Origin of the sequence: Micromonospora sp. WMMD735, assembly GCF_049178995.1 — a bacterium.
Classification (GTDB): domain Bacteria; phylum Actinomycetota; class Actinomycetes; order Mycobacteriales; family Micromonosporaceae; genus Micromonospora; species Micromonospora wenchangensis.
This window is the reverse complement of the sequence record NZ_JBMHMJ010000002.1, coordinates 4810851-4834356: the sequence shown is the minus strand read 5'-3', so window position 1 is coordinate 4834356 and position 23506 is coordinate 4810851. Positions and strand designations below refer to the sequence as shown.

The 23506-nt window shown below is 71.9% G+C and carries 17 protein-coding genes; 6 read left to right on the top strand and 11 right to left on the bottom strand.

Going from position 1 to position 23506, the window contains the following annotated elements; genetic code table 11:
* Positions 1 to 11 precede the first annotated feature (11 nt).
* Positions 12 to 2882: a CHAT domain-containing protein gene (locus ACN268_RS20795; protein ID WP_421484631.1), complete on the bottom strand. Its 2871-nt coding sequence runs from the start codon at positions 2880 to 2882 to the stop codon at positions 12 to 14.
* Positions 2883 to 2935: 53 nt separating this feature from the next.
* Between ACN268_RS20795 and ACN268_RS20790 the strand changes: the two genes are divergently transcribed.
* Positions 2936 to 3304: a hypothetical protein gene (locus ACN268_RS20790; protein ID WP_421484630.1), complete on the top strand. Its 369-nt coding sequence runs from the start codon at positions 2936 to 2938 to the stop codon at positions 3302 to 3304.
* Positions 3305 to 4136: 832 nt separating this feature from the next.
* On the opposite strand, the gene ACN268_RS20785 is transcribed toward ACN268_RS20790, so the two are convergent.
* The 9 genes from ACN268_RS20785 to ACN268_RS20745 form a co-directional block, all read right to left on the bottom strand.
* Positions 4137 to 5756 carry a hypothetical protein gene (locus ACN268_RS20785; protein WP_421484629.1) on the bottom strand — a complete coding sequence of 540 codons (1620 nt, stop codon included), beginning with the start codon at positions 5754 to 5756 and terminating at the stop codon, positions 4137 to 4139.
* Positions 5753 to 6607, bottom strand: a complete 855-nt coding sequence (locus ACN268_RS20780; protein WP_421484628.1) for a protein phosphatase 2C domain-containing protein — start codon at positions 6605 to 6607, stop codon at positions 5753 to 5755. Before ACN268_RS20780 ends, ACN268_RS20785 begins: the two co-directional genes overlap by 4 nt.
* On the bottom strand, positions 6604 to 7281 hold the full coding sequence (locus ACN268_RS20775; RefSeq protein ID WP_088642295.1) for a vWA domain-containing protein: 678 nt from the start codon (positions 7279 to 7281) through the stop codon (positions 6604 to 6606). The genes ACN268_RS20780 and ACN268_RS20775 overlap by 4 nt, the downstream gene beginning before the upstream one ends.
* A 127-nt stretch (positions 7282 to 7408) precedes the next feature.
* Positions 7409 to 8530: a polyprenyl synthetase family protein gene (locus ACN268_RS20770; protein ID WP_421484627.1), complete on the bottom strand. Its 1122-nt coding sequence runs from the start codon at positions 8528 to 8530 to the stop codon at positions 7409 to 7411.
* Positions 8527 to 9669 carry a DegT/DnrJ/EryC1/StrS family aminotransferase gene (locus ACN268_RS20765; protein WP_421484626.1) on the bottom strand — a complete coding sequence of 381 codons (1143 nt, stop codon included), beginning with the start codon at positions 9667 to 9669 and terminating at the stop codon, positions 8527 to 8529. Before ACN268_RS20765 ends, ACN268_RS20770 begins: the two co-directional genes overlap by 4 nt.
* Positions 9670 to 9682: 13 nt before the next feature.
* Entirely contained in the window at positions 9683 to 10231 is a 549-nt protein-coding gene (locus tag ACN268_RS20760; protein WP_421484625.1) for a cupin domain-containing protein, read from the bottom strand.
* Between the two features lie 17 nt (positions 10232 to 10248).
* On the bottom strand, positions 10249 to 11361 hold the full coding sequence (locus ACN268_RS20755; RefSeq protein WP_421484624.1) for a type III polyketide synthase: 1113 nt from the start codon (positions 11359 to 11361) through the stop codon (positions 10249 to 10251).
* Positions 11362 to 11473: 112 nt separating this feature from the next.
* Positions 11474 to 12232, bottom strand: coding sequence for a DUF3050 domain-containing protein (locus ACN268_RS20750; protein ID WP_421484623.1), 759 nt, complete (start codon positions 12230 to 12232; stop codon positions 11474 to 11476).
* Between the two features lie 105 nt (positions 12233 to 12337).
* On the bottom strand, positions 12338 to 13921 hold the full coding sequence (locus ACN268_RS20745) for an AMP-binding protein (RefSeq protein ID WP_421484622.1): 1584 nt from the start codon (positions 13919 to 13921) through the stop codon (positions 12338 to 12340).
* A 1543-nt stretch (positions 13922 to 15464) separates the two neighbouring features.
* Between ACN268_RS20745 and ACN268_RS20740 the strand changes: the two genes are divergently transcribed.
* From ACN268_RS20740 to ACN268_RS20720, 5 genes are all read left to right on the top strand, one after another.
* Positions 15465 to 18200 (top strand): BTAD domain-containing putative transcriptional regulator, encoded by a 2736-nt coding sequence (locus ACN268_RS20740; protein ID WP_421484621.1) that lies wholly within the window; start codon positions 15465 to 15467, stop codon positions 18198 to 18200.
* Between the two features lie 86 nt (positions 18201 to 18286).
* Entirely contained in the window at positions 18287 to 19357 is a 1071-nt protein-coding gene (locus ACN268_RS20735; protein WP_421484620.1) for a methyltransferase, read from the top strand.
* A gap of 82 nt (positions 19358 to 19439) precedes the next feature.
* Positions 19440 to 20438 carry a methyltransferase gene (locus ACN268_RS20730; protein WP_421484619.1) on the top strand — a complete coding sequence of 333 codons (999 nt, stop codon included), beginning with the start codon at positions 19440 to 19442 and terminating at the stop codon, positions 20436 to 20438.
* Between the two features lie 78 nt (positions 20439 to 20516).
* Entirely contained in the window at positions 20517 to 21431 is a 915-nt protein-coding gene (locus ACN268_RS20725; RefSeq protein WP_421484618.1) for an aromatic prenyltransferase, read from the top strand.
* A gap of 57 nt (positions 21432 to 21488) precedes the next feature.
* A complete protein-coding gene (locus tag ACN268_RS20720) occupies positions 21489 to 22679 on the top strand; it encodes a cytochrome P450 family protein (protein ID WP_421484617.1) in 1191 nt (396 codons plus the stop codon).
* A 172-nt stretch (positions 22680 to 22851) separates the two neighbouring features.
* On the opposite strand, the gene wrbA is transcribed toward ACN268_RS20720, so the two are convergent.
* Complete coding sequence (wrbA, locus tag ACN268_RS20715) at positions 22852 to 23460, bottom strand: NAD(P)H:quinone oxidoreductase (protein WP_204925357.1); 609 nt, start codon at positions 23458 to 23460, stop codon at positions 22852 to 22854.
* Positions 23461 to 23506: the final 46 nt, after the last annotated feature.

Genomic DNA, 23506 nt, shown 5'->3' with positions numbered 1-23506 from the left:
GCCCGGGACTGCTACGGACCGGTGTGGATCAGCGCCGCCCACACCTCCGGACGGTCCGGGTGCGCACGCCGTACCCGGTCGATGGCCCGGTCCAGCGCGACGGCCGCACCGTCGGCGTCCAGGCGGCCCCCCGCCTTCAGTCCGGCGTAGACGTCGTCGGCGACCTGGGCCGCCACCCGGTCGGAGACCGCCCACTGGCTGCCGATGACGTGCCGGAAGCCGGCCATCTGCAACGCCGCGGTGAGGTGGATGCCCTCGTCGGGCAGGTCCCGACCACCGGCCGCGGTGCGGCACGCGGACAGGTAGGCCAGGTCGCAACCGCCGGCCGACCTGCTGCGCATGGCGAGCCGGCCGGCCAGGTCCAGGACGCTGAGCTTGCCGTCGACCAGGCGGAGGGCGGCGGCGCTGGGCCGCTTGAAGTCCTGGTCGCCGTGGCAGGCGAAATGCGCCCAACTGTGCTGTTCGAGCGCGGTCAGCACGCCCTCGACGGTGGCGCTGCGGCCGGAGAGCACCCGCAGGCCGGGCACGTGCGAGCTGACCGCGCGCAGCTCGTCGCTGACCGCGGGCAGCGGCGCCTGGCCGGGCAGGGTGCCGAGCCCCACCGCGAACGCCTGCGGCGCCCCGTCCGGCGTCGGGGTGGCGCGGGCGCGCAGCAGCGCTGACAGGCTCGGGGTGTACGACGACACGCAGCGGGCGGCGACCGAGATCCGGCGTCTCGCGGCGAGCGGGGCGCTCGCGCCGAACCGGCCGGCGGCGTGCAGCGGCAGCATCGTCAACGGCCCGGTCGGGCACCACCACACCCGGTGCCGCCGGTCCGGACCGCCACCGAGGATGTCGTCGAGGGCCGCGCAGACGGACTCGCCGACGGTGTCCCAGAGCCACCGCTGCAGGTACACCAGCGTCTGGCGCAGCGCGGCCCGCTCGACCGGCCCGCCGCCCTTCTCCACCGCCCGCTGCACATCGAGGAACGCCACGGCCCGACGCTGCGCGGTGTCGTGGGACAGCCACGGCAACGGCACGGCGCGTACCCCGTCGGCGGTGACGATGATCGCGTCGCTGCGCCAACGGGACGTGTTGACCAGCACCGCCGCCCCGCCCGCGCAGGCCGGCTGGAGGGCGGCGAACGACGGCGGGTGCAGGAAGTTCTCGAAGCCCGGCAGGCGGCGGGCCTCGGCCGCGAGCTGCTCCCAGCGTTCCGCCAACCGGCGACGGTGACCGGCGTCCTCGGTCCCGGCGTGGTGCGGTCCACCCAGCGCGCCGGCAAGCAGGTCGCGGCCCAGCTCCCAGCCGGGACGGACCGGCAGCTCGACGACCGGGGACGCCCCGGTTCCGTCCAGCTCCCGACGGGTCCGGTCGAGTTCCCCGGCGAGCGCGGGTGCGACCGCGGCCAGCTCGGACAGGTCGCTGCGGTTCTGCAGGGCCTGCGACCACAGCACCTGACGGCCCTGCTCCAGCAGCTCCACCGCGCGGTGCGGCTGCCCGGCGGCGATGGCCCAGGCAGCCGCGTCACCGGCCAGGCCGGACACCGCGGCCAGCCGTTTCTCCTGCACGGTACGGTCCAGACCCCGCCAGGCGAGCAGCGGCAGCAGACCCACGGCGGTGCCGTACGCCTCCAGGGCCAGCTCGGCGTCACCGGCCTCGGCGGCGGTCTGCGCCCAGGTGCGGGCCGCGGTCATCCGGATTCCGACGGCACCTGCCCGGGAGGCCGCCGCCGACCGCCACATGCCGACCGCGGCGTCGAGATCGGCCGGGTCCCGACCGATCAGGTAGCGCGTCCGCAGTGCCGTGCCGAGCACGTTGAGGGCCCGCGCCCGGTCCGGATGGCCGGGGGAGAATCCGGCCAGCGCGGCCATGCCGGTGTCGACGGCGTCGCTGACCCCGGCCGGGTCGCTGCTCATCCGCGCCCGGACGAGCAGCGAGTGGGCCAGGCTGACCAGGTGACCGGCCCGTTGGGTGCCGGCCGTCGGCGCGTCGGCGGCCTCCCGGGAGCTGCGGATCGCCTCGTCCAGGTGCACCGACGAGTTGCTGCTGAGGCCGTGCATGACCAGCAGGACGCCGTGGGTGGCCAGCAGTTGCGCACGGACCGTGCCGATGCTCGGCAGGTCGGCGACGACCTGCCGGCTGACCCGGACCGCCTCGCGCAGGTCGGCGTCGTCGTCGCCGTCCAGGCTCACCCAGCGTTGCATCAGCGCGATGGCCAGCACACCGTTGAGGGCGGCCCGGTCGATGTGCCGTGCGGGAATGGTGGCCAGGCCGCGGCGGCAGTGCGCGATCGCCTCGTCGACGTCCCCCGGGCTACCGGTCCGGGCGAACCGGGTGACCAGGCAGAGCGCCAGCAGCTGGTGGGCGGTGAGCACGTGGTCCGGGTCGGTCGAGCGGTGCACCTCCCGGCCGAGCCGGACGGCCGTGTCGATGTCCGCCAGCTGGCCCAACCTCTCGAAACTGAGCCGGTACACGTTCACGCAGCGGAGCAGCACGTCGATCCGCAGCGGGTCGTCGGCGTCGACGGCGGCCACCGCGACGTCCGCGTGCCGCTTCGCCATGGACAGGTCCGACACCTCGCGCCGCTGTTCGAACCGGAAGCCGACGACCATGGCGAGCTGGGCGTTGACGTACGCCCACCACGGATCGTCGGAGGGGGTCAACGCCGTGGCCCTCCCGGCGGCGGCCACCGCGGCGTCGAGCTGCTTCGGGTCCGAGGCGCGGCCCCGCAGCATCAGGACGGTGGAGAGCGCGGCGAGCGCGTCCACCCGGGACGGGTCCGCCGCGAGCAGGTCCCGCGCCACGCCCTCGGCCCGGACCAGCAGCGACTCGTCACCACTGTCGTTGTAGGCGGCGATGAGCGCGTCCACCGCATCGATGGACCGCTCGGGCGATGGCACCGGCTCAGTAGATTCGACGGCAGCTCGGGCGTCAACCGACGGGAGTGTCGTACATGGAGCAGAGCCGCCTGCTGGCCGAGTTGTGCGCCGCCGTGCCGACCCTGCGTGAACGCGCGGAGGCGGGGGCGTGGAGCGACCTGCTCGACGAGCTCCTCGACGAGCTGGCCGCCGGCAGGCCGGTGGTGGAGGTCTGCCGGCAGCTCGGCTGGGCGACCGGGACCGAGACCGAGCGCAGCATCGGCGTCGGCCCGCCGGACCACGCCGAGGGCGCCCGGCTGGAGGGTCTCGCGCCGGTGGTGCTCGACGGCGACTACCGCTGCCCGCTGCGCCGCTGCTCGCGTCGGGCCCACCGCGACGACCGGGGGCGGGTGCCCCACTGCGCGCTCGCCGACACGGCGATGACGTACCGGTCCGAGCCATGATCGAGGTGCTGCTGGGCGAGGTCGGACGGCGGATCAACGACCGCTGGCTGACCCGGGCGCTCGGCCCGGCCCTGCTGTGGCTCGCGGTGGCCGCCTTCGCCGTGCTACCGGGGCGTGATGCCGTCTTCGACGTGCGCGGGGCGGCGCTCGCCGCCGCCGACGCGGTCGACCACCTGCGGGAGCGGGTCGGCCTGGCCCTGGTGGTCGGGGCGCTCGTCGTCGCGGCCGCGGCGGTGGCCGCCGGCTGCGCCCAGGCGGCCGCCGGGGCCGTCCGCCTCGTCTGGCTGGGCACCTGGGCCGGCCCGGCCCGCCGGCTGGCGACCGCGTTGACCGCCCGTCGGCGGGCCGCCGCCGAGCGCCGGTTCACCGCACGGGCACGGGTCGTTCCGGCGGTGTACCTGCCGGCCCGACCCACCTGGATCGGCGACCGGATCCGGCTCGCCGACGACCGGGTGGCCGCGCAGTACGGCCTGCGCCTGGGCCTGATCTGGCCGCGCCTGTGGCTGCTGCTCACCCCCGAGGGACGCACCGACGTGCTGCAGGCGCGGGACCGGCTCGACCGGGCCGTCGCCTGGGCCGGCTGGGCGGTGCTCTGTCTCGCGCTGACCCCGTGGTGGTGGCCGGCGGCGGTGCTCGGCGTGACCGTCGGTGTCGTCTCCTGGCGGCGGGCCCGGTCGGCGGCGGGCCTGTTCGCCGACCTCGTGGAGGCGACCGTCGACCTGCGGCACCGTGGCCTGGTCGCCGAGCTGGGCTTCCCGGTCGAGCAGGGGCGTCCGCTACCGCCGTCCACCGCTGCCGCCGTCAACGACCTGCTGCACAAGGGTGCCAGCGGTCACGGGCAGTACGACCGGGTCGGCGCGGAGAGCGAGCCGACACCGTACCCGTCGTCGTCGGTGACGAGCGACAGCCGGGAGCGCCAGCAGCCGGACGACGAGCCGGCACCGTCCGGGTCGAACACCACGTTGACCTGAGGGTTGCCGTCGGTCGCGGTACGGATGCCGATGATCGTCGCGACGGGGAACGGGCCGTTCTTCGTCAGGGTGGCGGCCCGGGCGAGCTGGGTCCGGCTGCGGTCGTCCAGGCGTGGTGAGTCGGTGTTGATCCCGCACAGGAAGCCACGGACGGCGGTGACCGAGGACTTCGTCCGGGTGGACGTCCGGTTCAGACCACTGCCCACCCTGACGTCGGTGAAGAGACAGGGCCTGGCCAGCGGAAGGAGCTTCTCCAGGTCGAGCCCGGTCCGCAGGGGCAGGCCGGGATACCGGGTCGCCCCGGCCGCACCGCCGGTGGGCCGGGTCAGACCCGGGATCCCCGTCGGCAACGGGGGATAGGACGGCTGCCCGAGAAGTCCCGTCGGGAGAACCGGCCTGGTCGGGTATGGCCTGCCCGGGGAGTCGTCGTTGCCACTGAGCAGGCCGGCCAGCACCGCGACCGCGGCCAGTGCCGCGACGGCCAGACCCCAACCCCGGCCGGCCGGTCGGGCAACGGCCATCGCGGACGCGGGGACGACGCGGCGGACCGGGTCGGGGCGGACGGCGGCAGGGCGGGTCGGCTCCGGGCCGGTCGGGGCGGTGGCGGCCCGTTGCGGCGGTGGCGTCGGCGGGGTGCGGCGGATGCTCCGCTCCAGGGCGTCCGACCACTGCTGCGGGGCGGGTCGCAGGTGCGGGGCGGGGTCCAGGCTCCGGCCGGCGAGGGTGACCAGGTGCCGGTCGAGCCGGGGCCGGGCCGCCTGCGGGTCACGGGTCTGCTGGTCACCGGCGAACAGGCGTACCGCGAGCAGCCCGAACTTGTACGCGTCGGTGGCGGGCGTGGCCAGTTCCTCGGCGTCCGCGTCCGGCACGTGCCACTCGGGGGTTTCGGCCTGCGCCAGCACCGAGTCCCCGTCGAGCCGCATCGCGTCGCAGTCGATGAAGTAGCACCGGGGCCGGGAGTCGAGGCTGAACAGCAGGTTGTTAGGTGACAGGTCGCCGACGCAGACGCCGAGCCGGTGCAGCAGGGTCAGCGCCTCGCCGGTGTCCCGCAGCAGTTCCAGGCGCATCCGGTCGTCGACGTGCAGCCCCCGGTCGAGCAGGTAGTCGTCACTGTTCAACAGGTACTGCACCTGGGCCAGGACGGTGTCCGGCCCGCGCGGCAGTTGGATGCGGACCCGGAACCGGTCGGGTACCCGTGGCATCAGGAACCCCCGGACCACGCCCTCCTTGCGGACGATCGCGGTGGGCCAGGCGGCGAGACCGAGCAGCGTCTCCGCATCCGGGCCGGCCCCGGCGGCGAGCCGGACGAAGCGGTTCAACGTGGTGACGTCGACGTCGTCGACGAACCGGGTCGCGTACTCCTTGTAGACCCAGCGGGGGTCCTCGGTGAGGGCGTAGACGGTGCCCTGGCCGCCGGTGCCGATGCGGGTACGCGGGCCGAGAGCCGACAGGCTCACCTCGGGCGGCAGCGGGCCGGTCATGACGGCTCGGGCGGCACCGGCCAGACGGCCAGCACGGTGCGGTCGTCGTCCCACGACCCGCCGGTGAAGTCGAGCATCCAGGCGAGTCGGGTCATCGCGGGCGGCGTGGTCAGCGCGTCGCCGAACAGCCGCCCGAGGTCCCCGGTGCCGGGGCCGAGCGGCTCGGCGAAGCCGTCGGTGGCCAGCACCAGCACGTCGTCGGCGTCGAGCGTCACCGCCACCGGGTCGACCTCGGCGGGCACCCGGGGCAGGGCGGCGACGCCGTCCGGGAGCAGTTCGTCCTGCGGGTCGGCGGGGTCGGTGAACAGCGGCTCCCACCCGCCGTCGCGCAGCCGCCAGGCGGCCGAGTCGCCGACCCGGACCAGATGGGCGACCGCCCGTCCGGGGCCGTCCGGGCGGACCAGGGCGACGACCACGGTGCTGGCCAGCAGCGTCTCGGCCCGCTGCGGATCGGTCTCGCCCAGTTGCCGCCCGGCGTACTCGACGAGCGCCCAGCCCGCGCAGCGCAGCAGGTCGTGCCAGTCGACGGGGTCGTCGGCGCGTTGCAGGTAGTCGACGACCGTCCGGCACACCATGGTCGCGCCCAGGTGGGACAGCGGGGCGTTGGAGACCCCGTCGGCGACCACGGCGATCACCGAACCGGCCGCCGTGGCCAGCGCGAAGTCGTCCTGCCGGGGTACGCCGGACGCCCGGTGGCCGGGTCCGCGCACCGAGGCCGCCCGTACCTCGAAACCGGCAGCCGCCCAGCCGTCGGCCACGGTGTCCGGCCGGTACGGCTGCGTCTGCGGGGCGCGGGACGGCACCTGCGGACCCGGCACCCCGATCAGCGGCGGCACCCAGTCGAAGCTCACACCACGTCCACGGCCATCCGGAAGCTGTCCGGCCGCTCCACGACCAGCTCTGCGGTGTCGCCCCCGACCGCCTGCCCCGACCTGATGACGCTGCGGGTCAGCGCGGTGCAGAACTCGGCGATCGCGAAGCCCACCTCCACCCCCGGCGTGGCCACGAACGCGAACTCCGGCCGGGTCGCCACGTGCAGGATCGTCTCGGCCCGCGCCTCACCGATGCCGCACGCGATGATGTTCGGTGCGGTCGGGGTGCGCTCCCGGTCGGTCAACTCGGCGTAGACCGGCTCCCACTGGCCCGGGTCGGTCGGCTGCCCGTCGCTGAGGAAGAACACCGCAGGCCGGTGCACCGCGAAGCCCTCCCGCTTGAGGGCCCGTACGTCGGCCGGGATCCGGTCGACCAGCAGACTGAACGCGACGCCGTAGGCGGTCCCGGCGCGCACCGACAACTGCGGCAGCGCCGTCTCGTTGCGCAGGTCGGACAGGGCCGAGTGGACGATCACGTCGTCGGAGAAGCCGATGATCGAAAACCTGACCTTGGCTGCGGCGAGGGGCTCGCGCAGCAGGGCGTCGTGCAGCGACTGGAGCCCGGCGTTCAGCTCACCCACCACCGGTGTCATGGAGACGGACTCGTCCGCCACCAGGTAGACCGGTAGCACCCGCCCGGCAGTCTCCGCCATGCGTACCCCCAACCGTCGTCAGTGGACGGCTTCAACGTAACACCGTGCGTCTATGTGGCGGTGGCGGTGCGCGACGTGCCGCCCCGCCTGGTCGCCGGGCGGCGGCGTCGAGCGGTGTCGAACCCGCTCACCAGCGTCGTTGCGTCGCGCTGACCGCCATCGCGGCGAGCCCACGACGACCGTGGGACGTGGCGTCGCTGGCCTCCAGCACGGCGAGGGCCCGCCCGGTGCGGCGGGTGATGTCCCGCTCGACGTGGTCGACCGCGCCGATGTCGGTGAAGATGCCCCGTATGCTGCGCAGTTCGTCGGCCGTGAGACTGGTGCCGATCCTGGCCCGGAGGTAGGCCGCAGCGGCCGGATCGCGGTCGTCGGCGTACCGCAGGGCCGTCGCGAGGAGCACCGTCCGCTTGCCCTCGCGCAGATCGTCGCCGGACGGCTTACCGGTCAACTTCGGGTCGCCGAAGACCCCCAGCAGGTCGTCACGCAACTGGAAGGCGATGCCGATGTCGACGCCGAAGGCGCGGTACGCGGCGACGAGACCGGCGCCCGCGCCGGCGACAGCCGCGCCGATGTGCAGCGGGCGCTCCACCGTGTAGGCGGCCGTCTTGTACCTGTCGATCCGTAACGCCGAGTCGACCTCCTCGTCGTTGCCGGCCTCGGCCCACAGGTCGAGCAGTTGGCCGGCCAGGACCTCGGTGCGCATGGCCGACCAGACGGGGCCGACCCGTTCGTACGCGTCGGCCGGGAGGCCGGCGTCGCGGATCATGTCGTCGGCCCAGCCCTGGGCCAGGTCCCCGGCGAGGATGGCGCTGCCGGTGCCGAACGACTCCGCGTCACCCGGCCAGCCGTGGTGGCGGTGGTGTTCGGCGAAGGCCACGTGCGCGGCGGGGTGACCGCGGCGGGTCGGTGAGGCGTCGATGATGTCGTCGTGAATCAGCGCCGACGCGTGGAGCAGTTCGAGCGCGGCACAGGTGTGACGTACCGCCTCCGCGGTGGGGCCGGCCTCGTCGCCGCCGGCACCGATCCACCCCAGCCAGGCGAAGGTCGGCCGTACGCGTTTGCCGCCGCGCAACACGTGACCCTCCAGCTCGGCGACGGCGGTGGCGAAGCCCGGCCCGATCGCGTCGGCCTCCGCCCGGCGGTCGACGAAGAACCGCCGCAGCACGGCGTCGATCGCCTCGGTGCCCACGGTCGTCCCGACTGCCGGACCGGCGGCCCGGTGCTCCACGACGGGTGGACGGGTGTTCACGCCGCTCCCGCCCGGGTCCGGGTGTGCAGCGCGGTGCGCAGGGTCGCCACGACCCGTTCCACCTGGTCGGGGGTGAGTTCGGCGTGCATCGGGATGGCCAGGTTGCGCCGGGCGAGGTCGGCGGAGACGGGGCAGTGCTGGCTGCTGGCGTAGACGGGTTGTCGGTGGCTGGCCCAGGTGCCGTGACCACAGCCGATGCCGTGCGTGCGCAGGGCGGTGGCGACGGTGGCGCGGTCGACGTCCGGATGCAGGGTGACCAGGTAGGACTGCCAGGCATGGCTGCGGTCGTCGGGTACGTGCGGCAGGGTGACGAGGTCCTCGTCGGCGAGCCGGTGGGCGTAGTGCGCGGCGACGGCACGGCGGCGGTCGAGGAGTTCCTCGACGCGGGTGAGCTGCACCTGGAGGATCGCCGCCGCGATGTCGGAGAGTTTGTAGTTGTAGCCGATCTCGGTGAACTCGGGAATGGGGAGGCCGACGACCTGGGCCTGGTCGAAGATGCTGCCGATGCCGAACGAGGAGCGCAGGCGCGCGTCGACGGCGAGGGCGGGATCGGTGGTGAGCAGGGCGCCGCCCTCACCGCTGGTGATGCCCTTGCGTCCGTGGAAGGACAGGCACGCCACGGGGGCCAGGGCACCGGCGGGTCGACCGCGGTAGGTGGCGCCGATGGCGCAGGCGGCGTCCTCGACGAGGAACAGCCCGTGACGTCGGGTGAGGTCGTTCAGCTCGTCGTAGTCCGCCGGCAGGCCGAGGGTGTCCACGGCGATGACGCCTACGGTACGGGGGCCGATCAGAGCGGCGACGGCCTCCGGGTCGACGGTGCCGGTGTCGGGGCGTACGTCGGCGAAGACCGGGGTGGCGCCGACGTAGCGGGCGGCGTGGGCGGGCGCGGGGAAGGTGTAGTCGGCGACGATCACCTCGTCCCCCTCGGTGACGCCGAGGGCGAGCAGTGCCAGGTGCAGGGCGGCACCGCAGTTGCTGACCGCGACCGCGTCGGCCACGCCGTACCGGCGGGTGAGGTCGGCTTCCAGTGCCTTGCCGCTCGGCCCCTGGCCGGCCGGCCAGCCCGAGGAGAACACCTGCGCGACCGCGGCCAGTTCCCGCTCGCCCAGACTCGGTCGGACCAGAGGAATCGCGTCCACTCTCATCTCCCCACTACGCCGGATTGCCGTTGGTGCCGGTCAGGGCCGGGAGGCCGTAGCGCAGGGGGGTGATCTGGTCGACGTCGTACCTGTCGCGCAGTCGCTGCACGGCGTCGGGGTCCACCGATCTCCCTGCGGAGAAGATCTCCACGATCTCCTCGAAGTAGTGCTCGTGGTCGGGCGACGGATGACTCTGGAACAGCATCCGCGCCGGCTCGTCGGTGGAGTTGCGGAACGCGTGCGGGCAGCCGGCCGGGACGAACATGCAGCTACCCGGACCCGCCGTCACCACCCGGTCCCCGTCGGCGGACGCCCAGTCCTGCCACCCGTCCGGGGTGCGGGTGGTGGGTTCGAACGCCAGCAGGTCGAGTCGGCCGTCGAGGACGTAGAAGAACTCCTGCGCGTGGTGATGGGTGTGCGCCCCGACGTCGAAGCCGGGTGGCACCACCACCTCGAAGATCGACGTGGCCGAGCCGTGTGCCCCGGTCACCTTGAAGGTGACCTCCTGTGCCTTGGTGATCAGCTTGCGTCCCTCGCCGGGTGGGACGATGAGGCCGGTCATGCGATGGTCCCCTCTCCCTAGACCAGTTCCGGGTCGCGGTGCGGAACCGCGGCGGGGGGCGCCAGGTCCAGGGCCGCGTGGGTGTCGGTGCTCCAGCTGCCCACCGCCATCTCGGCGGTGATGCCGGGGCCGAAGGCCGCGATGATCCCGTGGTCGCCCGGGGACGGCGGGTCCTCGTCGAAGAGCCGGCGGGCGGCGTCGAGGACGACCGCGCTGGCGATGTTGCCGTACTCGGTCAGGGTCGCCCAGCTGTGCCGGAACATCTCCCGGTCGACGTCGAGGAACTTGGCGAGGTCGTCCAGGATACGCGGACCGCCGGCGTGGATGAGGTAGAAGTCGAGGTTGCCGACGTCCCAGCCGTGGCCGTCGGTGAAGCGGCGCAGCACCGGGGCGAGGGGTTCCATCGTGCCGGGCACCCGGCGATCCAGCTGGAAGTGGAATCCGGTGGACCGGACGGCGTAGGAGATCCAGTCCTCGGTGTCCGGGATCAGGTAGGAGGCGTTGCGTTCCAGCGTGATGCCGGTGCCACCGTGGCCCCGCACCACGGCGGCCGCCACGGCGTCGCCGAACAGCCCGTCGGACAGCAGCGAACCGACCCCGTCGTCGGTGGGTTGGTAGCAGAGCGAGCAGAGCTCACAGGAGACGATCAGCACGTTGCCCTCGGGGTACGCGGTGCAGAAGTCGTGCGCCCGGTTGATCGCCGTCCCACCGGCCGCGCAGCCCAGCTGCGCGATCGGGAGCTGCCGGGTGTCCGGTCGGAAGCCCATCGTGTTGATCAACCAGGCGGTCAGCGACGGCATCATGAAGCCGGTGCACGACACGTAGATGATCGCGTCGATGTCCCGCGCGGTCACCCCGGCGTGTGCCAGGGCCTGCTCGATGACGCCCGGACAGCGTTTCTTGGACTCGATCTCGTAGATCCGGTTGCGCTCCTCGAAACCCGGGTGGCGCAGCGCCTGCTCGATCGGCTGCACGATGTGCCGCTTGCGTACCCCGGTGTTCCCGATCAGTCGGAGCGCGAGCGGAAGCTGCGGGTTGCCGGCGTGGACCGTCCTGGCGAATTCCAGGGTCTCTTCCATCGTGACGACGTGTTCCGGTACACCCACCGACGGCTTGCACAACGTAGGCATCTCGGGAATCCACTCTCTCTCGGCATTCGGGGGTCACCGGCCGCTGGTCTGGTCGAGGCGTCCGGGCACCCAGGTCCCGACCCTGACCGGCGGTCCGGCGGGACGTGATCGATCAACGAACTGCGTCGAACTCCGCGAGCACCCCGTCCCAGAGGCCGATGCGTGCCCTGATCGCCGCGATGCTGACGGCGGTGGCCTCGGCCTCACGCTGCGGGTCCCCGTCGCAGAGCGCGGCGAGCAGCCGCAGTGCGAGCGGCCCGTGTTCGTCGTGGTCGAGGGCGATGTGGCGGTCGAGGTAGTGACGGAACACCGGCGCGTTGGCGAGTACGTCGTCGACGTTGGCGCGGACCGCCGAGAAGACGTCGGGCAGCAGGTTCTCCCGGCCGTGGCAGAACGACGACGCCACCTCGTGCGGTGCGCCGTCCAGCGCCACGGTGAGGGTGTGGCCGACGAAGTCGCGGACACTCGGCGGGATCCGCTCGTCCTTGAGCGCCGCCATCGGGCTGACACCGTCGTCGAGTGCGGCGAGGAACCCGTCGATCGGCGCGGTGTCGGCGCCGACCTCGTCCATGGCCCGTCGGTACAGCTCGAAGTGGCTGACGTGACCCCCGCCGATGTCCTCGTCGGTCTCCTCGGCCAGGACGATCTCCAGGATGAACCGGCCGTGCTCGGCGTGCCTCCGGGGTCGCCAGGGCAGGGTCACCGAGGTCACCTCGGTCTGTAGGCGCTTGAGCAGGGTGAAGAAGTCCCAGACGGCGAAGACGTGGTGCTTCATGAAGATCCGCAGCCGCTCCTCGGTGGAGATCTGCGCATAGAGGGGGTGGTCGATCAGCCTGGCCCGTGCCGTGTCGAACTCAGCAAGCGCGGTCAACTTCTTCTCCCGGTCAATCGATGGGACGTCGTGGGCGTTCGCCGACGCGACGGGGACGGCCGGCACCGTGGGTCGGGCCCGCGACCGCCGCCGTGGCGGTGCCCGTCAGCTCCGCTTCTCCAGCTCACCCTGGAGCCGGTGTGACAACGCGATCCGCTGGACCTTCAGGGTGCCGGTACGGGGCAGGTCGGCCTGTGGGATCTGGATCGGGGCGGCCAGTTGGGGGAACCTGGCGGCGGCGGCACGCCATCGGTCGGGGTCGAGCGGCTTGTCGTCCCGGGTGCAGATGACCGGGATCGGCTCGGAGTTCGGGCCGGGCACCACGACCAATTCGGTCAGTTCCTCCAGTTCGCCGAGCATGACGTCCTCGACCTCCAGCGCGCTGCGCAGCCCGGGGATCATGTCGACCTCCCGGTCGAACATGTGCAGGCAGCCGAACCTGGTCCGGTAGCCGACGTCCCCGGTGCGCCACCACTCGTCGTCCCGGTTGGTGTCGTACCGCTCCTGCTCGGCGAAGTAGGTCTTGGCCAGGCCGGGCCAGGCGACCTCGATGAATCCGGGATTCGTCTCCGAGGGCCGCCTGCCGTTGCGGCTGACCACCCGGATCCGCGCGCATCCCGGCATCGCCCAGCCGACACAGCGGCCGTTCGCCCGGTGGGCGGAGTGGCGGAAGTACGGTCGGCCGACGGCCGGACCGACCTCGCTCTGGCCGTAGATCTGGAAGAACAGCGCCCCCCGCCGCTCGGACGACCTGAGCAGCCGGCTCATCGTCCGGGGGTGGATCGCGTCGAACGTCGTGCTGAAGTACTTGATCGACGCGAACGGCTTGCGCCGGTCCTCGGTGAGGCGCTCCCACTCCATCAGCGAGTTGGGGAGCACCTCGATGAATCCCGGCCGGTTGGCGAGGAACAGGTCGGCGACGCGGTCCGGATCGGACTCCCGCATGAGCAGCACGGGCATCGCGAAGAACAACGCCAGTGCCATCGCTGCGAACATCCGTGAGTGCACGAAGGAGATGTGGATCGCGACCGTCTCCCGGCGGCGCATCAGCGACAGCAGCCGCCACTGCGGCGTGAGCCGGGCACCCATGGTCTGCGGCGTGTGCACGACGAGTTTGGGTAGACCGGTGGTGCCCGAGGTGTGGGTGATCATCGCCGGCTCGTCGAACTTCCGGCACACCGGTGTGATCCGCGGGGAGCCGGCGAGGTCGGCGAGCGACGCCGTACCGGGGCGGTGTCCCGTCACGGTGACCACCCGCCTGGTGAGTTCGGCGAGGGGCACGTCGGCCAGGTCGTCGAGCTTACGGTCATCGGTGAGCAGGTTCGGCTGCTCCAGCCGGCCGAGGAGCGCGCCGACGGTGGCGGCGTCCAGGGCGGGCGAGAGCAGCACGGGCACCGCGCCGATGCGCGACGCGGCGCTCGCCAGCACCCAGACGTCGAAGTTGGCGCTCTTGTAGATCGCGATCCGTTCTCCCGGTCGGACCCCGGCCGCCCACAGCCGGGCCGCCAGGTCGTCCACGTGGCCGGCGATCTCGGCCACCGTCAGCCGCCGGCCCGCCTGCGGGAGGACGTCCAGGTCGTGGTCGAGGGTGAGCAGGGTGGACCTGTTCCGGGCCGCGGCCATCTGCGGTACGAGGCCGAGGTGCAGGCCGTCCTTCCGGATGGAGCGGTGGATCGCGGAGCCCTTCATCTGAACCGCCTCCTCGGGATCTCTGACGGCCGTTCGGGCCGTTGTTGCGTACCGGTGCGGGTGAGGGGTCCGCGCCCCTGCGGCGCGGGGTGCACCGGCCCGGCCGGGTCGATCGGCCCGGGACGCCGCGACCTCGATCTGGAGGAGTCGCCGGTGCGTGGACGGTGCCGGTGCGGTGACGCGCCGACCCTGCTCTGCTACGGCTGTGCCCATCTGCGCCGGTCGACATCGGTCCCGGCGTCCTGCTCCCGCTGCCGGGTGCGCTACCTCGCACAGCATCGGGTACGGGGCTTGACCCGGACTGTCCGGCGGCTTGGTGCCGGCTTGGCGCGGTCTTGGACCAGCTCGCCGGTCAGGCGATCCACCGGTGCGCCACACCTGTCGTCACGACCTCCCGTCCTCGCCGCCGGCCGGCCTCCGGGCGGTCCCGCGGGACGAACTGCCAGTGGCCCGGTGCGCCCCGCTTTTCTGTCCGGGGCCAGGTATCCGACATTCGTGCCCGCGGTACCGCCCTGATGTCGACCGGGACTGCGGTTGGTCGGAAACCGGAATCGGGGCGGTTTCGTCGACGCGCGCTCTCGTCGTTCCCGGTAGGGGAAACCGTACTCCGTCGCCGGTCGGCAGTAGTCCCGCGAGTTCGCGCATATGCGCCGGTGACGCGTATTGGTGAGGTCGACAGGTGAGGAAGCCTGGCGGCGGACCGTCCTCCGGGACCACGTGTCGAAAATTCGTTTGCAATAACAATGGATCACCACCGCCGGTGTCGTCGATTACCGACCACCGCGTCGGGTGGTCCGGTCGGCGGGTCGCCGTCAAGTCGGCTCCAAGTCGGCACCAAGCCGGTGGCAAGAGGGATGCCGGAAAATGGCGCCGCGCCGACTGGCCCGCTGTAGTTGCCGGCGACGTCACGCGTCGACGGGGGCGCCGATCGGCCCCGGTGTCGTACGGCCGGTCGGTTGCTCCCTGGCTGGCGTGTCCGCGCGGACCCGTGGCTCGGGCGCGGTTGGCTGGTCCGGCCCGGCGGTGCACGCGGGATGCCGGGTCGTGCGGGTCCGGGTGGATGGACTGCGGCCGCCACCCGGCTGGCCCTGGGCGGGCCCGGACCGCGCCCGCCGCAAATGCGCAGGGCAGCATGGACTCACCCCGGCCGGCAGCCGTGATCGCGCATAAGGGTACGCCGAAGTGGCACCGTGATCATCCATGCGGCGGAAACCCGACACCATCCACCCCGGCCAAACATCGTGACGCCTTTTCCGTGATGTCAACGGGTGCCCGAAGCGAGCGCGTCCGGACTCGATACCGTCAATGACCTGCATCGATTAGGCAAGGTTATGGCGCTTATTGCCACCACCTCCGGTCGGCGGTAGCGTTTTGCCCGGCAACTTGAGCGCAGCCTAGGTAGCCGCGGGGGAAGGGGCACCGTCATGCGGCCTGCGGTCCATGCTCACGTAACGGGCAAGCGGGACCACAAACCATTTGGTATCGTCGCACCGGACCTGTGTCGTTGCGCATCTTCCGCTGTTCACGCCGGAAGTGCCGACGCATGATCAATATCGCTGTCACGGGGTCCTCATTCCGTACCGCGTCGGGCCCCTCCCGAAGCGACGATCCGCGGGCCGCCTGCCGGGTCCTGGCGGAGTTCCGCGCGCTGGGGCCGCTGGAGGCGGTGGTCGCGGGCCGACTGGTCGATCTGGGCGCACCGAAGCAGCGCGCGCTGTTGGCGTTGCTGGTGAGCCGGGCCGGTCAGCCGGTGGCGGTCGAGGTGATCCTGGAAGCGCTGTGGGCGGAGCACCCGCCGCCGTCGGCGATGACCTCGTTGCAGGCGTACGTGGCCAATCTGCGCCGGGTGCTGGAGCCGGACCGGGCACCACGGACCCCCGCCACGGTGTTGCGCACCTGCCCGCCCGGCTACCTGCTGGACAGGCGGGTGGTGGACGTCGACGTCCACCGGTTCAGCGGACATGCCACGGCCGGCTGGCAGGCGTGGGACCGGGGCGACGCGCAGCGGGCGTTACGCGAGTTCGAGACCGCCCTGTCGCTCTGGCGTGGGCAGGCCTACGCGGAGGTGGCGTACGCGAGCTGCATCGTGCCGGAGGTGGCGCGACTGGAGGAGTTGCGGCTGTCGGTTGTCGAGGCGCGCTGTGCGGCGCTCCTGGCGGTCGGCGCGCACGAGGTGGCCGTCGCCGAACTCGACGCGTTCGTCCACGCCTATCCGTTGCGCGAGTACGGCTGCGAGCTGTTGAGCCTGGCGTTGTACCGGGCAGGCCGGCAGGCCGACGCGCTGGGTGTGCTGCGGGCGACCCAGCGGCGGCTGTCCGAGGAACTGGGCATCGACCCCCGACCGTCACTGCAGCACCTGGAACGCGAGATCCTCAACCAGGTGCCGGCGCTGGAGTGGCGACCCGCCCCGCCGCTCGCGGTGCCGACCGGGCCCGACCGGCCCGCCGCCACGGGGCGGGCCCGGACGACCGGCCCGCTGGCACCGGTGGCACCGTCGCCGCTGGTGGACGGCGAGGTCTTCGTCGGCCGCGAGGACGCCCTGCGGCAACTGCTCGACGCGTTGAACGGGGCGACCGGTCGGGGCCGGGTGGTGACCGTCTCCGGTGAGCCCGGCATCGGCAAGACCAGCCTGCTGCGCCGGTTCGCCATGCTGGCCGGTGCGCCGGTGCTCTGGGGCAGCTGCCCGGAACACGTCGTCGCACCGCCCCTCTGGTTGTGGGAGCAGATCCTGCGGGCGGCCGGCACCTGCTTCCCGCACCATCCCGTACCCGCGCCGGTGGCCGAACTCCTCAACGGCGACCACCAGCAGATGGCGGACGGCACCGAGGTGGCCACGGCCACGCTGCGCCGGTTCGAGGCGATCCTGCACTACCTGACCGACGCTTCCCAGGCCGCACCCCTGGTGATCGTCTTCGATCACCTGCACCGGGCCGACGCGAGTTCCCTGAGGTTGCTGGCCCACCTGGCCGAGTCGGTGCCGGAGAACCGCCTCCTGCTGGCGGTGTCCTACCGGTCGGGGGAGGCGGCGTCCCTGACCGAGACGCTTGCCGCACTCGCCCGCTCGGAGCTGACGCGGATAGAGCTCGCCGGTCTGGACGTCCGGGAAACCAGGTGCCTGGCGAGCGACCTGCTGCACCGTGAGGTCGGTAGGCCGACCGCGGAGGGGCTCTGGGAACGCACCGAGGGCAACCCGTTCTTCCTGCGGGAACTCATCAAGCTGTTGACCACCGACGAGCATCTCGCGCATCCGCACACGGTGCCGGTGCCCGTGCCGGTACGCGAGGTGGTGCTTCGGCGGATGGGCTGTCTCCCGCAGTCCGCCCTCGACGTGGTGTCGGTGGCCGCCGTCGCCGGCCGACACTTCGCCATCGAGATCGTCGCCGAGGCGGCCGGTATCGGGATCGAGTCGGCGTTGGAGATCATGGACGCCGCCGGTGCGGTGGGCCTGATCGTCGAGGACGAGCAGCGACTGGGATGGTTCCGTTTCACCCACGCCCTGGCCGCCGAGGCGCTCTACGAGTCGATCGGACGACTGCGCCGGGTCAGGCTGCACCGACGGATCGGGGTGGCTGCGGCCCGGGCCTGGGCGGGTGTTCCGGAACGGGCCGCCGAGATCGCCCGGCACTGGCTGCTGGCCGCCGAACTCGATCCCGCAGCCGCCGCCCGCGCCTGTACCTACGCGGCTGTCGCGGCACGGGCGGCCGACACCCGAATGGCGTTCGGGGAGGCCGCCACACTCTGGCGGCAGGCCCTGACCGCCGCGGAGCTGGCCCAGCGGGAGGACTTCGACAGGTATCCGCTGCTGCTCGGTCTGGGCACCAGCCTGTACCGCGCCGGGAACCCGCGCGACGGGTTGCCCGTGTTCATCCAGGCCATCGAGGAGGCACTGGTCATGGGGGAGTCCCGTGGCAAACCGGCCACCTCCCGGCTGGTAGCCGTGGCGGCGGCGGCGGTCGGCGAGCCGCTCTGGCGTCAGTCAGGCGACGGTGAGGTCGGCCGTCGGCTCGTCGACGCCCTGGAGCGCGCACTGGCACAGGTGACCGACCCGGTGTCCCATGCCCTGCTGCTGTCCTGCCTGGGCGTGGCCCGCATGCGTGACGACGACCGGGGTCGCCGGGTCGCCCTTCCGGAGGAGGCGCTGCCGCTGACCCGGCTCGCGAACGGCCGCCTGGCCCTGACCGACCTCCCCCAAGTCGATGCCAACCGGTCGAACAGTCCCGGCCAAGCCCGGTGGTCGATGCTCGACGGCAGATCCGATCAGGGACCGAGCCCTAACTGACCAGCAGCCGGTCCCGGGACGTTCCGTGGTGGGTGCCGGTGTCGACTGCCGTGCCGCGGCAGCAAACAATTCGGAGGGATCAGTACATGACGCCAGAAGCCACGCTCGCCCGGTTCCGTGAGTACATGGTGGGGCCGACGCGATTCATGAATCTGCTGTCCTGTTTCGAGCTCGGGCTGATCGATCGGTTGCGGGAGAACCCGGGGCTGACGGCGGTGAAGCTCGGTGACGCGGTGGGGGTGAAGCCGGATGCGGTGGAGCAGCTCCTGCAGTTGATGGTCAAGGAGGGCTTCGTCGCGTACGACGAGGGTTCACGCGCCTACTCGCTGGACGCCCTCGGCGGCGTGGCGGAGGCCGACCTCGACCGCGCGCTCGCCTTCATGAAGATGATCAAAGTGGCCATGCTCCGGCAGATGTTCTATCTCACCGAGAGTGTGCAGACCGGAACGCTCGTGGGGCTCAAGGAGTTCTACGGCTTCGACGGCACGCTCTTCGACGCTGCGGCCGAGCACCAGGACATCCTCGAGTCGTGGGGCCGGCTGGCGCAGTTGGAGACCGGCCACGTCTACGGCTGGTTCTTCGAGAACCTCGACATTCCGCCCGGCGCCCGGGTGCTCGACCTGCTCGGCGGCAACGGTCTCGGATCGATCATGACCTACCGGTCGAAGGCGTCACCGGGCCTGCACGTGACGAACTTCGACGCGCCCGGCAAGGAGGAGGAGTCGCTGCGCAACTTCCGGGAGCACGGCGTCGAGGAACACTGCTCGTTCGTCGGCGGCGACATCTTCACGGATGTCCCGACCGGGTTCGACGTGGTGCTGATCAAGCACTACCTCGACATGTACGACAGGGGTGACGTGCTCAGGATCCTCAGGAGCGCCAACGGAGCCCTGGAGGTCGGCGGTCAGCTCGTGATCCTGGCGCCGGTCTATCCCGAGGACATCACCGATCGCGACGACTCCCAGGTCGACTTCTTCCCGACGTTCCTGCTCGGCTGCGCCACCGCTCAGGGCGGGTTGCAGAAGGTGTCGACGTACCGCGACTGGCTTGCCGAGTGCGGCTTCGAGCTGACCCGGGTGGTCGGCAAGGACCCCGCCGACATCCCACCGGACGCCATCCCGAGGCGGTTCATCCTCTTCGCGACGAAGACCGCATGACCAGTCGGGACCGGAGCGTTCCACCGACCCCCGTCGCCGGCACCGGGTGCGCACTGCACCCCCACACCCGAGCAGGAGCAGCATGACCAGCGACCAGCCCACCCCGGACCGCATCATGCACCTCGTCAACGGCTACTGGGCCACCGGCATCCTCGGCGCGGCGGCGAGCCACTCGCTCTTCACCCACCTGGAGGCCGGCGCGGACACCGCCGGCGGGTTGGCCCACCGGTCCGGCATCTCCGAGCGCGGCGCGCAGACCCTCCTGGACGGGCTCGTCGGTATCGGCCTGGTCGAGCTGCACGACGGTCGCTACCGCAACACCGCCGAGGCGAGCACCTTCCTGGTCGAGGGGAAACCCACCAGCCTGAGCGAGTTCGCCACGCTCAAGATGACCCACATGGCTGCGCTGGCGGACCTGCCGGAGGTGGTCCGTGCCGGCGGACCGATCAGGGCCGCGACCGTGGAGGTCGCCGACAACCCCCACTGGAAGAAGGTGGTGACGGCCATCGCCCCGCAGTCCGTCCCGGTCACGGCGATCGTCGCCGAACTGCTGGGACTGGCGCACGCCGGCGAGATCTCGATCCTGGATCTCGGCGGCGGATCGGGGATCTTCTCGGCCGCGTGGCTCGGGCTGAACCCGGCGGCCCGGGCCACCCAGCTCGACTGGGCGCCGATCAACGCGATCGCCCGCCGGCTGGTCGCCGAGCAGGGGGTCGCCGACCGTTTCACCTGCATCGACGGGGACTTCCACAGCACCGGGTTGGCGGCTGGCGCCTACGACGTCGTGGTCTACTCCCACGTGGCCCACCAGGAGGGGCCGGAGGACAACACGGCCCTCTTCGCGAAGGTGCGCGGCGCCCTCCGGCCCGGCGGCACCCTGGTCATCTGTGACTACGTGGTCGACGACGACCGGAGCGGCCCCTCCTTCTCGTTGATCTTCGCGGCGGAGATGCTGCTCAAGAGCAGGCGGGGCGGCACCTGGCGGCGGGCCGACTACCAGGCCTGGCTCGCCAAGGCCGGTTTCGACGACGTCACCTTCCACCCCACTCCGTCGCCGACCACGGTGATCCTCGCCCGCTAGCCGGGCCAACCCATGCTTCTGCCGCTGCCGACGGGTCGGCCCGTGCTCCGCGCGCCGGCCCGGACACCTGGAGGATGAATGTCCGAGCACGCCGAGTCAGCAGACCTGTATTCGGCCATCGAGGAATCGGCCCGGTTGCTGGAGGTGCCCTGCTCGCGTGAGCGGGTCCAGGCCATCCTGGACGCGTACGCGGATTCGCTGCCGAGTGCCGTCATCGCACTCCGGGTGGCGACCGGGGCGCGGTACCAGGGGGATCTCGACTGGCGCTTCACCGTCGGCAGGGAGACCGACCCGTACGCCGTGGCGCTGTCGAACGGGCTCACCGGGCGGACTGACCACCCGATCGGTGCCCTGCTCGCCGAGGTCCGCGAGGACTGCCCGATCGCCGGTTACGGCATCGACTTCGGCGTGGCGGGCGGGTTCAAGAAGATATACGTCTTCTTCCCGCCGGACGGCATGCAGTCGCTGGCCACGCTCGCCGGATGTCCCTCGATGCCCCGCAGTCTGGCCGACAACATGGAGTTCTTCGCCCGTCGCGGCCTCGACGACAGGGTGAACACCTTCGGCATCGACTACCGGCACCGGACGGTGAACGTGTACTTCGGTGCGCTGCCCGACGCATGCCTCACCCCCGAGGGCGTCCTGTCGATGACCCGTGAACTCGGTCTGCCCGATCCGGGCGAGCGAATGCTCCGGCTCGCCCGGCATTCCTTCGGCATCTACGCCAGCCTGGGCTGGGAATCCTCGGCGGTCGAGCGATTCTGCTTCGCCGTGATGACGCCGGATTCGGCATCCCTCCCGGTCCCGTTGGAACCGAAGATCGAGCAGTTTCTCCAGGGACTGCCCAACAACGCCGCCGACAGCAGGTTCGTCTACTACGCAGGGGTGTCGTCGACCGGTGAGGAGAACTACAAGGTCCAGTCGTACTACAACTGGCAGCCCCGGATGCTGGACCAGATGCTGCTGTCCGACTCCGGCACGGCGAGCGGGTGACGCCGCGCGTGTCGTCCCGGTCCGTAACCGTCGCCGTGTGAGAGAGCAGTGGTGCTGATGAGCGACTCCCCGGACGTCCTCGACCTGACCGGTACGGTGCAGGACTTCCTCACCTCGATGCACGCCGCCGGACCGGTCCGGCAGGTGCGGCTACCCAACGGCGTGCCGGTCTGGATGGTCACCCGGCACGCCGAGGTGCGCGAGGCGCTGAACGATCCCCGCCTGTCCAACCGGGACCAGCACGACTGGTTCGACCAGGGCGCGTTGAGTCCACAGGTGCGGTCCGCGATGAACACGTCGATGCTGCGTATCGACCCGCCCGACCACACGCGGCTGCGCAGGCTGGTCGCCAAGGCCTTCGTGCCCCGGCGGATCGAGGCGCTGCGGCCCCGGGTCGAACACCTCTCCGGTGATCTGCTGGATCGGCTCGCGGCCGGGGCCGACGAGGCGGATCTCATCGCCGGGTACGCGTCCCCGTTGCCCGTCCAGGTGATCTCCGAACTGCTCGGGGTGCCGGTCGAGGACCGGGCCAACTTCCGGAGGTGGGCCGACGCGTTCAGCGCCGGGCTGGGAGCGCCGGTCTTTCCGGTCCGCGAGGTCACCGACTTCGTGGCGCACCTGCAGGGGTTGGTCGCCCGGCGTCGGGTGGACCCGGACGACGCGCTGCTGTCGGCGTTGATCGCCGCCCGGGACCAGGCCGACCGGCTCACCGAGGACGAGCTGATCTCGACGGCCTTCCTGTTCGTCGTCGCCGGCCACGAGACCACGACGAACCTGATCGGCAACGGTCTCTACCTGCTGTTGCGGACCCCGGAACTGGCCGACCACATCCGGGCCCACCCCGAGGACCTGCCCCAGGCCATCGAGGAGTTCCTCCGGTACGAGAGCCCGGTGACGGGTGCCGCGTTGCGCACCGTCACCACGGCGATGAACCTCTTCGGTACGGAGGTGGCGGCGGGGGATCTGGTCATGGTGTCCCTGCACGCGGCCAACCGGGACGGCGCCGCGTTCGCCGACGCCGACCGGTTCCTGATGAACCGTGAGCGCAACCCGCACCTCTCGTTCGGCTACGGCATCCACTTCTGCATGGGGGCGCCGCTGGCCCGGATGGAGGCACAGGTCGCCATCGGGGACTTCCTGGCCCGGTTCCCGCAGGCCCGCCTGGCGGTGGACGCCGACGCCATCGAGTGGCACCCGGGCCTGCTCACCCGAGGGTTGTCCGCCCTGCCGGTCCGGCTCGCCGGTTGACGGCGTACGCCACCGGCGGCGTATGACGACCTGTCGCCGGCAGGGCGGCCCGGGTGGGTCCGGTCGGGCCGGACGACCACCATCCCGTCCCCGCTTCGTGGGCCACGTCGAGGGGTGACCCGCCGGCCCGGCCGGCGGGTCACCCCTCCCACGGTTGTCGCCGGAGGTCGGATCAGGCGGGGCGGCCCGCCTTCAGCGCGGCCATGGTGTCGACCACGCGGCGGGCCTGGTAGCGGGCCGCCTGGAGGGTGACGTCACTGGGCGGGCCACCGCCGGCCACGTGGGAGGTGCCGTAGGGGTTGCCCGACTGGAACTGGATCGGGTCGGTGTAGCCGGGAGGAACGATGATCCCGCCCCAGTGGTAGAAGATGTTGGACAGCGACAGGAGGGTCGACTCCTGCCCGCCGTGCGCGCTGTTGGAGGCGGTGAAGGCCGAGTAGACCTTGTTCGAGAGCTTGCCGTGGAACCACAGTGGACCGAGGGTGTCGATGAAGGCCTTGAGCTGGCTCGACACGAGACCGAAGCGGGTGGGCGTGCCGAACATGACCGCGTCGGCCCATTCCAGGTCGTCGCCACTGGCCACCTCGACGTCGGCGGTGTCCTGGACGTGCTGGGCCCACTCCTCCCGCGCGTTGACAGCCTCGGCCGGAGCCGTCTCGGCCACCCTGCGCAGGCGTACGTTCGCGCCGGCCTTCTCCGCCCCCTCGACCGCGGCCTTGGCCAGCGTGTGCACGGTGCCGGTGGCACTGTAGTAGATGATCGCGAGGTTCACTGGTTCCATGATCGTTTTCTCCCGGTCGGCGGTGCCGTGACGATGGCCGTGGATC